Annotated in this window: 15 protein-coding genes; 4 read left to right on the forward strand and 11 right to left on the reverse strand. The window is 25.5% G+C overall.

The features are described from left to right. The first annotated feature begins 293 nt into the window (after positions 1-293). From ACYUET_RS05610 to ACYUET_RS05625, 4 genes are read left to right on the forward strand one after another with little or no spacing between them, the layout of a single operon-like run. Positions 294-545 carry a kinase to dihydroxyacetone kinase gene (locus tag ACYUET_RS05610; protein WP_460278305.1) on the forward strand — a complete coding sequence of 84 codons (252 nt, stop codon included), beginning with the start codon at positions 294-296 and terminating at the stop codon, positions 543-545. A 52-nt stretch (positions 546-597) separates the two neighbouring features. Next, positions 598-1128 (forward strand): GNAT family N-acetyltransferase, encoded by a 531-nt coding sequence (locus ACYUET_RS05615; RefSeq protein ID WP_460278306.1) that lies wholly within the window; start codon positions 598-600, stop codon positions 1126-1128. Positions 1129-1177: 49 nt separating this feature from the next. After that, a complete protein-coding gene (locus ACYUET_RS05620) occupies positions 1178-1750 on the forward strand; it encodes a hypothetical protein (RefSeq protein ID WP_460278307.1) in 573 nt (190 codons plus the stop codon). A gap of 36 nt (positions 1751-1786) precedes the next feature. Beyond that, positions 1787-2242 carry a GNAT family N-acetyltransferase gene (locus tag ACYUET_RS05625; protein WP_460278308.1) on the forward strand — a complete coding sequence of 152 codons (456 nt, stop codon included), beginning with the start codon at positions 1787-1789 and terminating at the stop codon, positions 2240-2242. 100 nt (positions 2243-2342) lie between these two features. Here ACYUET_RS05625 and ACYUET_RS05630 read toward each other — a convergent pair whose 3' ends face one another. The 11 genes from ACYUET_RS05630 to ACYUET_RS05680 form a co-directional block, all read right to left on the reverse strand. Further along, complete coding sequence (locus ACYUET_RS05630; RefSeq protein ID WP_460278309.1) at positions 2343-2654, reverse strand: PTS lactose/cellobiose transporter subunit IIA; 312 nt, start codon at positions 2652-2654, stop codon at positions 2343-2345. A gap of 29 nt (positions 2655-2683) precedes the next feature. Continuing rightward, a complete protein-coding gene (locus tag ACYUET_RS05635) occupies positions 2684-3292 on the reverse strand; it encodes a copper homeostasis protein CutC (RefSeq protein WP_460278310.1) in 609 nt (202 codons plus the stop codon). A 214-nt stretch (positions 3293-3506) separates the two neighbouring features. Then, entirely contained in the window at positions 3507-5270 is a 1764-nt protein-coding gene (recQ, locus tag ACYUET_RS05640; RefSeq protein ID WP_460278311.1) for a DNA helicase RecQ, read from the reverse strand. A 23-nt stretch (positions 5271-5293) separates the two neighbouring features. Further along, positions 5294-5815, reverse strand: coding sequence for a hypothetical protein (locus ACYUET_RS05645; protein ID WP_460278312.1), 522 nt, complete (start codon positions 5813-5815; stop codon positions 5294-5296). Positions 5816-5817: 2 nt separating this feature from the next. After that, positions 5818-6228, reverse strand: coding sequence for a DUF4430 domain-containing protein (locus tag ACYUET_RS05650; protein WP_460278314.1), 411 nt, complete (start codon positions 6226-6228; stop codon positions 5818-5820). A 352-nt stretch (positions 6229-6580) separates the two neighbouring features. Beyond that, positions 6581-7252 carry a hypothetical protein gene (locus ACYUET_RS05655; RefSeq protein ID WP_460278316.1) on the reverse strand — a complete coding sequence of 224 codons (672 nt, stop codon included), beginning with the start codon at positions 7250-7252 and terminating at the stop codon, positions 6581-6583. A 13-nt stretch (positions 7253-7265) separates the two neighbouring features. Beyond that, on the reverse strand, positions 7266-7829 hold the full coding sequence (locus ACYUET_RS05660; RefSeq protein ID WP_460278318.1) for a hypothetical protein: 564 nt from the start codon (positions 7827-7829) through the stop codon (positions 7266-7268). 1 nt (position 7830) lies between these two features. Continuing rightward, positions 7831-8529 carry a hypothetical protein gene (locus ACYUET_RS05665; protein ID WP_460278319.1) on the reverse strand — a complete coding sequence of 233 codons (699 nt, stop codon included), beginning with the start codon at positions 8527-8529 and terminating at the stop codon, positions 7831-7833. Between the two features lie 10 nt (positions 8530-8539). Beyond that, the gene (locus ACYUET_RS05670; protein ID WP_460278321.1) at positions 8540-9829 is read right to left on the reverse strand and encodes an SPFH domain-containing protein; all 1290 of its coding nucleotides are present in this window, start codon (positions 9827-9829) and stop codon (positions 8540-8542) included. Between the two features lie 340 nt (positions 9830-10169). Continuing rightward, entirely contained in the window at positions 10170-12149 is a 1980-nt protein-coding gene (locus ACYUET_RS05675) for an ABC transporter permease (protein WP_460278323.1), read from the reverse strand. Beyond that, positions 12142-12909 carry an ABC transporter ATP-binding protein gene (locus ACYUET_RS05680; protein WP_460278324.1) on the reverse strand — a complete coding sequence of 256 codons (768 nt, stop codon included), beginning with the start codon at positions 12907-12909 and terminating at the stop codon, positions 12142-12144. Before ACYUET_RS05680 ends, ACYUET_RS05675 begins: the two co-directional genes overlap by 8 nt. Between the last annotated feature and the right edge of the window lie 50 nt (positions 12910-12959).

A 12959-nucleotide genomic window follows, 5' to 3' on the forward strand; every position in this document is an offset into this window, starting at 1 on the left:
TTGAAAATTTGAACTTATTGATTTATATAATTGGCTATGCTTTAAGTAAATGTTGATATTGTAGCAATATAATTAAATCTTTATAATCTATAAAAAACAATCTTATTTTATAAAAATATAATCTGTCAAAATATCATCTAATCATTTAATTGTATTTTTTTGAAACTATTGTAAATATAGTTATTATTATGTACAATTAATAATAATTTAAATTAAATATGAAGTAATTATTGTTTATATAATTCATAAACAAATATTAATTTTTATAATAGAAAAATTAAGGAGATTTTATTATGCTTGAATACAAATTTGATACCCAATTACTAATAGAAGGACATAATCTTTCAGAAGATGCAATAAACGAATATATTACGCAAAATATTGAAGGTGACTGTTTACTTGCTGTTGGTGATGATGAATTAATTAAAATTCATTTTCACACCAATACTCCATGGAAAGTGCTTGAGTATTGTGCTTCTTTAGGGGAAATTTTTGATATAGTTATAGAAAATATGGAACGCCAAGCCAATGGTCTTAAAGGTTAAACAATTTTTATCTTATTATAATTATTAGCAAAGTTAAGGGGGCAATATAAAAATGAGTTATTTTAAAAAATTAATAGGCAAACGAGTCTATTTATCACCTATGAATGTTGAAGATGCAGCAACTTACGTTAAATGGCTTAATGATTTTAATATTACAGATGGATTAGGAACTTCATCTATAATTATATCTTTGGAAGGGGAAAAAGAATGGATTTCACACAACTCTGATAAATACCACTTCGCTATAATCAATTTAGAAAATGATGAATTAATTGGTAATTGTGGATTTAATGAACTTGAACAATTAAGACAATGTGCAGAAGTTGGATTATTTATTGGTGATGAAGAAAATCGTAATAAAGGATATGGGGAAGAAGTACTTAATTTATTATTAAATTATGGATTTAATTATTTAAATTTAAATAATATAATGTTAAAAGTTTTTTCATTTAATAAGAGAGCAATTAATTGTTATAAAAAAGTTGGTTTTAAGGAGATAGGAAGAAGAAGACAAGCATACTATTTAAAAGGCAAATTCTATGATGAAGTGTATATGGACATATTAAGGGAGGACTTAAAATAAATAATGTTTCTTATATTAGATTTTATAATATGAAGAGAAGTGATTTAAAGTGATAAAAAAATGTTTATTAGCTATTATATTAATTATTTTTATTTTCTGCATTGCTAGATGTAATAGATCAAGTTCAAATATTAAAGATTATCTTAATAGTGATACTCAAATTGATTTTAGAGCAAAAGATATTATGCCTAATCTTGATGATTTACCTAAATATAAGAATATAGACTATAAATATACTCATACACCAATGTTTATATTTGAAGCTGATTCCGTTGCTCTTATTGTAAATTATGATGATACAACATATAAGAATGAAAAAGATAAATTAGATCAAGAGTATATTTTTTTAGATAAAAAAGTTAAATTTAATATTGATGACAGTGACTATGTTATTCCTCAAAATGAGTTTTCAATAAATAGTTATAATTTTAAAGTTGTATCTAGAAATAAAAAAGATTATACAGATTTTCCAAAATCCTTTGGTATGATTGGAACATCTGACGAGAAAAAAAGCATAGCATATTTATATTTTTATGATAGTGATTTAGATTTCATAGGAGAAAAAGATGATAAATCACCTATGGCTAATTTTGTTAAGAGGTATTTTAAATATAATTTTTAGTTATGTATTTTTGAGGGATAAAGGAGATGATTTAATATGCTAATTATCGAACACTTAGCAGACCATAAAGAATATTTAGATAATGTAATAGATTGGCTTTGGAAAGAATTTGGTAATGAAGATAATTATGCTTTTTGGGAAAGTATAGTGAAAAATAGTTTGAGAAAAAATCAATTACCTTTAACATTTATTGCACTTATGGATAATAAGTTGGTTGGAACTATAGGATTATGGAGAGGTGATTTATTGAGTAGACAAGATCTTTATCCATGGTTGTCAGCATTATTTGTTAAAGATGAATATAGAAGTAAAAATATTGGACAAGAGTTACAGCGATTTTTAATTGATTATTGCAGAAAAAAAGGATATGAAGAACTTTTTCTTTATACCGATATTCACAATTATTATGAAAAAACTGGATGGCAGTATCTTGAAGACGGTATTGAATACTCGGGTGGAAATATAAAAATATATAAGAAAAAACTAAGTTAATAATAAATAATATTCATATATTGCAAAGAAAAGCACTATAAATAGTGACTGTGTCATACTTTTTTTGATACAGCCACTATTTTATAATAATTTAAACATATTATTTTGAAAATTTTTTATTCATTAATATCATTTCTTTTACAATACTTTTTAATGTTTCTGTTGTAATTAATTGATCTTCTGCATGCATTAAAAGCAATGATATTTCAACTTTATTTCCTGATGCTTCCTGTTGTATTAATGAAAAATGAGATTCATGAGCCTTTAACATACTAGTTTCTGCTTCTTCAATCTTTTTTTCTGCTTCTTCAAAGTTTCCTTCTCTAGATTCTCTTAATGCTTCAAACAATAATGATCTTGCTTCACCAGAATTACTAATTAATTGGAATGATATCTCTTCTAAGTTATTCATCTTTCTTCCTCTTTTCTCATAATTATATCTTACACTACTTTACTACCATGAATTTCTTTTGCTCCAGTAAAATTTAATATAAATTCTCTATTTTCTTTCGTTACTCCTTTTCCTGGCATAATAGAAATTCTATCATTTGAATATTCAACTAAACTTTTTATCATTTCTTTTCCACTTAATGCATCTTTATTTCCACCTTTAGTCAATATTCTATCTACACCTAAAATTACCAGTTCATCAATAGCTTTATACTTATCTTCTATTTCATCAAAAGCCATGTGAAAGGTTATACTCATAGGTTTTGCTATTTTCACAAGTTCTTTAATTGCATTTATATCTATAGCATTATTCTTAAGCGCACCTATAACTACTCCATATGCTCCGAGTTTTTTACAAATTCTAATATCCTCTTTCATTATTTCAATTTCTTCTAAAGAATAGTTAAACTCTCCTCCTCTTGGTCTAATAATAACCATGACCGGAATATTTAAATCTTCTATTGTTCTCTTTATAGTCCCATAACTTGGAGTAGTTCCATCTTCTAAAAGATTGTCACACAATTCAATTCTATTAGCACCTAGACTTTCAGCTTTTAAGGCTTCATTATAGTTACCTACACAAGCTTCATATATATTCATTAAAAGTTTCCTCCATTAAATTTTATTTTTGAACTATGTTTTATAATATTGTAGTATAATTTTAAATTCCACTGTCCATGATTCTTTATCGATAACTAATATCTATAATTTCATAACAACTACACGTTCCTACATGACTACTTATAAACATCACCTAAAGATAAGCTTTATGTCATGCTAAGAATTCTGTTTATACTACAATATCAACATTTACTTAAAACATATTTATAATTTTTAATATTTCTTCACCATATGCACTTATCTTCTTCTCTCCGACGCCTCTAATTTCTAATAATTTTTCTAACGTACTTGGTTTATTATTAGTAATATCTATTAATGTAGTATCTGAAAAAATTATGTATGGTTTTATTCTATCTTTATACGCTCTTTCTTTTCTCCATCTCTTTAATTCTTCAAATAGCTCCTTATTTAATATGGTATCTTCCTTATCCAAAATCTTAAAAACTACTTTTTCCTTACTTTTTAATACTCTAAATGAACGTGCATTAAGTTTTAACATTGAATATGTCCTTTCTTTTAAATCAACATATCCATCATTTAATAAGCTGTTAATTAAATCTTTAATAAGCCCACTTCCATACTCCTTCATTATTCCATATGTAGTTATCTGATCTAAATGATTTTTTATTATTTTAGGGCCTTTAAAGCCTTTTAAAATATCTATAAGTACTGATATTCCATACTGCTCCTTTGTTCTAAAAACAGTTGATAAAATCATCTGACTTTCTCTTGTAAAATCTTTTAATTCATCATCATTTAAACAGTTGCTACAATTGTTACAATAACTCCCTTGAACATCATTTTCAAAATATTTTAAAATAAAGTTTCTATAACACTTTTTTATATTACAATAATCAATCATTGATTGTAGTTTTCTTAATTCAATCTCTCTTCTACTCAAAGTAGAACTTTTATTTATTATGTATTCAACTCTACTTATATCGTCTTCTGAGTAAAATAAATAACAATTGCAAAGTTCTCCATCTCTTCCCCCTCTACCTATCTCCTGATAATAACATTCTATATTTTGAGGAAGAGTAAAATGTACGATAAATCTAATATTAGATTTATCTATTCCCATACCAAAAGCATTAGTAGCAATAATCACATCTAATCTTTCATATAAGAAATCTTCTTGAAAATTTTCTTTTTCTTCATCTTTTAAACCACCATGATATTTACCTACATTAAAACCTATATCTTTTAAATAATAATATAAATTATCTACTTCACTCCTTGCAGCACAATAAACTATTCCTGATTCACCCTCATTATCTCTAATTATATCTTTAAGCGTTTCAAGCTTATCTATTTCCTTTAATACAGTTAAATTTAAATTTTCTCTATTAATATTCCCTTTATATATATAAGGATTTACAAGACCTAATAATTTAACTGAATCCCTTCGTACTTCTTCTGTTGCAGTTGCTGTAAATGCAGATATTACTGGTTTAGTTTTTAGTTCTTTAACAAAACTTTTAATAGATAAATAACTTTTTCTAAAGTCATGTCCCCATTGTGATACACAATGGGCCTCATCAACAGCAATTTGAGATATTTTTAGTTCCTTTATCATATCCCTAAATATTTTAGATTCAAGTCTTTCAGGTGAAATATATATTATCTTATATTCACCAATTGACGCATCAAATAATATTTCTTTTATTGTATCTGTATTTTGAGTACTATTTATATAAGTTGCTTTAATACCTAATGAAGTTAAATTATCAACTTGATCCTTCATAAGTGAAATTAGTGGAGATATTACAATAGTTATACCCTCTAAAATTATTGCAGGAATTTGATAACAAATAGATTTTCCTCCACCTGTTGGCATAAGACAAAATGTATCTCTTTGTTGAAGTATACTATTTATAATCTCAAATTGCCCTCTTCTTAAAGTATTAAATCCATAATATTTCTTTAAAACGAAAAAAATCTTTTCTCTATTATCCACTATATCCCACCTCTTTTTTTGTATTAATTTAAATTATATTTTTTATTCAAATTAATTATTAAATTAAATAATCTTTCTCCTAATAAAAGCATTATAAAATAATTGCTAACTCCATGTATTATATCAAATGGAATTCCTGCAACCCAATAAGTTATACCTGCATTTATTCCTCCAAATATAGCATAAGGAATTGCATAAAAAAATCCAAAAAGTAGTCCAAAAATCCCTGAATAAATTGATAATAATAGATACTTATTTAATAAAACGCTTCTTATTAAAACTGTTAAAATAGATAGTAACGGCCATAATATCAAATATCCTATCCACCATGTTCCAAACCCATGTATAAGTCCCATTGCTACTACAAAAATTCCAGTAATATATAATGCCTTTCTTTTATATATTAAAGAAAATAATATAATTAATAATGTAACTAGCTCAACATTAGGAATAAAGCTCAAAGCTATCTGAGAGACTATAACTACTCCTGAAAGTATTCCAAATAATATAAGTTCTCTTATGTTTATTTTAATATTTGTATCCATATTTACCAACCCTTAGTTAGCACAAATTCTATTTTATCCTTATTTTTTATGTATGTACTGTCTATTCCTGTTTGAGAATTCTCTCCATTAATTTTTAAATTCCACCATTCTTCCTTTGAGACATCAGCTTTTATCCCATCAACAAGGGTTACAAACCTACTAACCCCACTATTATCAGTTTCTATAATATTTTTTTCATCTAGAGCTTCTCCTAATAATTCTTTATCTGTGTTAAACTTATATTCTTTATTATATGTATTTTCATAATCTCTAACTATTAATGTATATTGCTTATTACCTTCTTGTTTATTTAAATTCTTGAAAAAACTCTTATATCCTACCAAAGATAAAACTGCAATTAAAACTACTATTACTGATGTTAGTATTGTTTTATTTTTTATTTGTGTTTTCATACTTTTTAATCCTTTCTTTTGTTCTATGCCCATTTAAAAATAATATCTAAATATTATTTTTATAGCTTAGTTTTTTTAATTTTATATTAATAGTATATACCAGAGATAATAATTCTCAAACATAAGTTCACTTATTTTTACTATAATCTATATTTTAACTAAATTATTATATTGTAAAACATATTCCAAATAAAAAAGTAATATCTAAATATTAAATTATCTAGATATTACTTTTTTTTACTTAATTTTAATATACTCTGTATATCAAATACTTTAATTAAATTTTAACATTTACTTTTCTAAACCTTAATATTATTTCCATAAAACAATTAAATTCTTTAAATTAAAATATTTACTTATCACTTAATATAGAACCACAGAATTCACATTCACAAGTTTCTCCTGATATAAATTTATTATTAGCGCCACAATTTTTACACTTAATTTCCTTAACTTTCGGCTCTTTATTTATTGAATTATCTTTCTCAGAAGTATTATTAAATTGTTGAATTTTTTGCTGTTGTAAAATTATTTTTCCATTATTTATATCTATATGAGAACCTTGGAAGTATCCTTTATCTATCATTTCATTTAAATCTTTAAAGACTTGATCATAATTTGTTGAAAATATCTTTGATATATCATCGATAGATGTTTGATTTTCATTTGCTATAACAGAAATATATTTTTTACATTTTTCTGCATTCTGCTTCATTTTTTTTGCAGCACTTAACATAAAACTACCACCAATAGCAAAGAAAATAGTTACCACATATAAACGAATCTGTGGATTTCCATTTAAATCTTTTGCATTTCCTGAAGCTATCATAATAAAATAAAAAATAGCTAAAAAAGTAAATATATATCCAATAACATTTAAAGTTTGACTGTTTTTTAATGCTGCTGTTTTATCACTATTTACTTTTTTATAAAATAAATATAATCCAATCGGCCAAAATATAATAAGTGCTATAATTACAAGCGCCCATGAAGTAGATTTTTTATTGTTAGCATCTGATAACATGTTCATTATCCCCCTATTTTATTTGTGAGCCACAAAATTCACATTCCCCAGTCGTTCCTTTAGGTATTTTATTTTCTGCTCCGCAATTTTTACATTTTACTGTAGTATATTCTATGTTAGATTCAGGTATTTTTGAAGATTGTTGAGTTGTAGACTTAATTTGTTCTGATTTTGATGGAAAAACAATACAATTCCTTTCAGTATCTAGATATGCATTTACAAAATATTTTTTATCACACATTAATTTTAAGTTGTTTTTTACTATATCTTGAGATGTACCTAAACTAGATGCTAAATTTTCTAAAGATCCTGTTGGATCAACTGATAATACAGAAACATAGGTTTTAAAATTTTTAATTAGCTTATTACGTTTTCTACTTAAAATTATAAGCCATACACCTAAAGAAAGAAAAACAATTGCTAAAATAATAGTTACAGTATCAATATTTCCATGAGAAATACATCCTAAAAAGCCTATTCCAAAAAAACATATAATTATTATACCTACTATTAACTGTATTTTTTCTACTATTTGACTTACAACAATAGTAGTTTTTGATTTACTATCTTGATCCATTTTAAATTCCCCCCAATTTTATATTTTTTACTTCACTTTTTCTTTTATTAATTAACATTAATATTTCTTCTATCAAATTTATTACTCTATCATTCTTATCGTCATCATTACTTAATAAAGCAACTTCCAATTTAGTAATTTTAACCTCTAAATCTGAATCACTAGGTACTATCTCTGAAATGTCACTATACCTTAAATTCTCATAAACTTTTTCAAGCAATTTTTCATAATTTTTATTATTAGAATCAATTTTAAGTAAATTAATTCTTTCAATAAAAATATTAATTCTATTAGTAGCATTTAATACTTTGTTGCTATCTTGTCTAACCTTATTTCCACTAATTATAAATACTATAATTAAAACAGTAGTAAAAACCAAAAGAATTGCTTGTAAGCTTATAAAATACTTAATAGATTCTCTTTCTGATTTAATAAACATTAATGAAATAAGAAAAGAAATTATCCCATATCCAACCAAAGTAACACCAATGCCAGCTCTAATAATAATTTGAGATGATCTTTGTGCAATATATTCAATAGATACATGTCCACCAAATAAAATAAGTTCAGATAATAACATAAAAATTAGGCAAATCCAACTTATAGATGTTCTATCTTTTATAAGCATGAAAAATATGAAAATAGTTAAAACTTCAACAAGCAATCCAATAATAGAAAATGCTTTTATTCTATTATTCATAGCATCCTCCTTAACAAAGATTATTTCCGCATTCTGGACAGAATTTAGGTGTTCCTTCAATTATCGAATTACACTTTGAACATTTATTAACTAAAGACTCACCACATTCTGAACAAAACTTAACCTTTTTAGATATCATAGCACCACATTTAGGACACTTACGTGGAAGTTCATGTCCACATGATTGGCAAATATTACTATCTATTGACATATCTGCTCCACATTCTTTACACGGATTATATTTTTTTCCGCACTCTGGACAAAATTTTGTTTTTATTGTTAGTTCACAACCACATTTACAACATAATATTTTAGTCTTCTCTTTATCTACTTTAGTTTCTATATCATATCCGCATGCTCCACAAAATCTCTGATTTATATCTAACTGAGAATGACATTTAGGACACTCCCTTTTATTTATAGAAGCTTTTGTGTTAATTTCTTTAGAAACATTTCCAAATGCTCCTCCTAGACCAACACCCATTCCAAGTCCCATTCCTGCACCCATTATATTTGAGCCAGATGAATTTGTATTTTTAGCTGCACCTTCTAATGTATCAAAAGAACGTTCTTGCTCATAATTGTAGCCTATTATATTCATTTCAGCTCTTTTAGCCAATGCATCCTTTAACTTAATTACAGCTGTATCATCTTCGGGCACACTTATATCATTTACATAAAAATTAACTAGTTTGATTCCATATTCACTTAATGTTGGTTTAATTCTCTCCATCATATAATTAGAAATTTCATCAATATAAGCATTAATTTCTAAAACACTTACTTGCTTATGTATCAAATAAGAAGAAACTGCATCTTTTACTTTTGTAACATATAATCCCCTAAAATACTTTACAAGACTACTTTTATCAAACATTTCCAAGGTGCCTACAAGTTTTATTAAAAATTTCTTTGAGTCTTCTATTTGTATACCAAACATACCATTAGAACGAACAGGCACAAATACCCCATACTTTGGGTCTTGTATTTGAATAGGTGAAGACGTTCCCCACTTAATATCTAATGAATAAACTTTATTAACGTACCAAACCTCGGCAGTAAATGGTGAACGTCCACCAAAAGGCAAATTTACTATTTTATTAAGCAATGGAATATTTCCAGTATCTAAAGTATGTCTTCCACTTTCAAAAACATCTAAAACCTTTCCACCTTTAAGAATAATTGCTTGTTGTGATTCATTAACGATTAATTGTGTCCAAGTTCCTAATTCTTCACTAGGATACTTCCATGCAAAAACATCTGGTCCACCATTATATTTAACAACTTCTACTATAGACATATAATACCTCCTAAGCTAATAATCATCAAGAATTTTACATAAATATACATAGTATATTATACCATTTATAGATATTTCATTCAACTTTAACATTATATTGTTATGGTTCGTTTATTAGTATTAAATATAAAATTATGCCACATTACTATTACTTATATTATAATATTTTAAATTTCTATAATTTTTAAAATAAAAAAGTAATATCTAAATATTAAATTATCTAGATATTACTTTTCCGCATTATATATAAATTCCTCATTATACTAGTTAATTAATCAACGAACTTTATTGGAACTTATATATTTAAATTTTTTAACTATGATATTATTAATTTTAATTTTTAATCTTCTTGTTGAACAATATTATAATAAGTTTTTGCTGTTAATTTATAAACTAATATATAAACTATAGCAAAAGTAATCATTGTTCCTAAAGTACATTGCAAAAATAAACTTGTATTGCTTATTGCAAATAAAGCTAACATTTTTTTCATTACTTTGAATGCAAAAACAATATGAATTACAGCTGTAACTAATGGTAAGAAAAATACCATTAATATTTGTTTACTAATCGTCTTTTTAACTTCTCTTTTACTCATACCAACTTTTTGCATTATCTTAAATCTTTCACTATCATCATAGCCTTCTGAAATTTGCTTATAATAGATTATTAAAACTGTAGCCATTGTAAATAATAATCCTAAAAAGACACCTATAAATAAGAATCCGCCATTAAATGTATAAAAATCTTCCCTTTCAGTATATATACTATGACAATTCCACTTAGCCACATTATTAACCTTAGCCTTCAAGTTATCAGAAAAATTCATAATAGAATTATTATTTTCTCCTTGAATATCAAAAGTAACATTATAGCTCATAGCCTCTAATTCTTCATTATTCATATCTTTATATATTTCTTTTAGAATGCTTTCATCTTTTGCAACAATATAATATTCCTTAATCATAGGATTATCTTGCTTTTTTGATATTTTCAATTCATTTAATTCTTCTTTTATATTAAAATTTCTATTTCCCAAAGTTATAGAATTTTTTCCAAAATTATCTTCTACAGAAAATATAAGAACTTCATTGTTATCTAGAGAAACCTTTTTTCCTTCTAATTTATTATAATCATCTAATGTTAAAAATTCTAAAGACATCATATTTTCCATGCTAGACATATTAGGTTCTGTAACTTCAAATGTTTCTCCATTTTTTCTTACCATCATATCTATAGAATTAAAAGTTAATTCATTTTTTAAACTTACATTATTAACTTGCAATTCTTGATTTATCATCATATCAATTTTTTCAATATTTTCTTTTGTTGATTTATCTAATGATATATTTACATCTTGAGTGTATTTATTTCTAAGACTATCTTCCTGTCCAATATATAAACATACTGTAGTAGATACTGTTAATAATACTGCTGTACTAAGAATACATATGTTAGCAAGTCCTATAGCATTTTGCTTCATTCTATATATCATTCCTGATATTGAAATAAAGTTATTTGTCTTATAAAAAAATTTATTATTCTTTTTTAATAGTTTTAATAAAGCTATGCTACCAGCTCTAAAAGTACTATATGTTCCTGCCATTACTAAAAGTACTGCGATAAAAAATACTTGAATAGCAGCTACTGGAGATTCCACGGTAAGTGCTATACCATAGCCTATCATTAATTCAATAATTCCTGAAATAGCCAACCATCTTGATGTTTTTGGCACTCTTTCTCCCTTTTCTCCACCTTTTAATAATTCTATAGGATTAGAAATTTTAACTTCTATAAAATTTTTAATTAATATAGCTATAAAAGTTATAATAAAAATCTTAACTGTAGAAATTATTGCTGGAATTGATATTGAAAAAGATAATGTAACTTTAAATCTTATTAAATTAAGCAGTATTAAAAACAATAACTTGCTTATTATAATTCCCCCTATTAATCCTAACACTAAACTTGTAATTGCTACTATTAGTGTTTCAAAAAAGAGTACTTTTGCAATATGTTTTTTTTCCATTCCAAGAATATTATAAAGCCCAATTTCTTTTTTTCTACGTTTTATTAAAAAACTATTAGTATAAAATAGAAATATTATAGAAAATATAGCTATTACATACGATGTAAATCCTAATAATGATTTTAATGCATCAGCACCTCTCATTGTGTCTAATCCTTTGTTTAATACCATAGACTTCATAGTATAAAATGTAATTACTGCACAAATTGCCGCTATAATATAAGGAAAATAAGTCTTACCATTCTTCTTCAAATTAGTCAGAGCTAATTTAAAATAAAATGAATTATTCAATTTCAGCACCTCCTGTTGTTAAAACAGTAAGACTGTCTGAAATTTTTTGATACATTTCATCATTTTTCATAGACCCACGATAAATTTGATGAAAAAGCTTTCCATCCTTTATAAATAATACACGATTAGCATGACTAGCTGCTTTAGTACTATGAGTAACCATTACTATTGTTTGACCTGCTTCATTTATATCTGAAAATAAATTTAATAGTTCAGTAGATGATTTTGAGTCTAATGCTCCTGTTGGTTCATCTGCTAATACTAATTTGGGATTTGTTATAAGTGCTCTTGCCACTGCTGCTCTTTGCTTTTGTCCTCCAGATACTTCATATGGATACTTTTCTAATAGATCTCTAATTCCTAATTTACTAGCAATTGGTTTTAATCTTTCATTCATCTCTTTATATTCTTTTCCTGATAACACCAAAGGTAAAAATATATTGTCCTTTAATGAAAATGTATCAAGTAAATTAAAATCCTGAAATACAAATCCTAAATGATTTCTACGAAAAGCAGAAATTTCTTTTTCATTTATATTAACAATATTATTTCCTTCTAATAAAACCTCACCACTTGTTGGTTTATCTAATGATGCTAATATATTAAGTAGAGTAGTTTTTCCTGAACCTGATTCTCCCATAATAGCAACATATTCTCCCTCTTCCACTGAAAATGAAATATCAGATAATGCCTCTACCTTATTTCCACCAAATCTTGTAGTATATATCTTCTTTAAATTTTTAACTTCTAATAATGCCATTTATTATTACCTCCAAATATTTTTCGATGTTCCTTATTACAAATTAAGTA

It is taken from the genome of Clostridium sp. CTA-5, assembly GCF_054768135.1.

Bases quoted from the DNA above. Each gene is read 5' to 3' on its own strand.
- ACYUET_RS05655 (WP_460278316.1), bottom strand. From the start codon at position 7,252: ATGTTATCAGATGCTAACAATAAAAAATCTACTTCATGGGCGCTTGTA.
- ACYUET_RS05645 (WP_460278312.1), bottom strand. From the start codon at position 5,815: ATGGATACAAATATTAAAATAAACATAAGAGAACTTATATTATTTGGA.
- ACYUET_RS05635 (WP_460278310.1), bottom strand. From the start codon at position 3,292: ATGAATATATATGAAGCTTGTGTAGGTAACTATAATGAAGCCTTAAAA.
- ACYUET_RS05630 (WP_460278309.1), bottom strand. From the start codon at position 2,654: ATGAATAACTTAGAAGAGATATCATTCCAATTAATTAGTAATTCTGGT.
- ACYUET_RS05650 (WP_460278314.1), bottom strand. From the start codon at position 6,228: ATGAAAACACAAATAAAAAATAAAACAATACTAACATCAGTAATAGTA.
- ACYUET_RS05615 (WP_460278306.1), top strand. From the start codon at position 598: ATGAGTTATTTTAAAAAATTAATAGGCAAACGAGTCTATTTATCACCT.
- ACYUET_RS05680 (WP_460278324.1), bottom strand. From the start codon at position 12,909: ATGGCATTATTAGAAGTTAAAAATTTAAAGAAGATATATACTACAAGA.
- ACYUET_RS05625 (WP_460278308.1), top strand. From the start codon at position 1,787: ATGCTAATTATCGAACACTTAGCAGACCATAAAGAATATTTAGATAAT.
- ACYUET_RS05665 (WP_460278319.1), bottom strand. From the start codon at position 8,529: ATGAATAATAGAATAAAAGCATTTTCTATTATTGGATTGCTTGTTGAA.
- ACYUET_RS05660 (WP_460278318.1), bottom strand. From the start codon at position 7,829: ATGGATCAAGATAGTAAATCAAAAACTACTATTGTTGTAAGTCAAATA.
- ACYUET_RS05670 (WP_460278321.1), bottom strand. From the start codon at position 9,829: ATGTCTATAGTAGAAGTTGTTAAATATAATGGTGGACCAGATGTTTTT.
- ACYUET_RS05610 (WP_460278305.1), top strand. From the start codon at position 294: ATGCTTGAATACAAATTTGATACCCAATTACTAATAGAAGGACATAAT.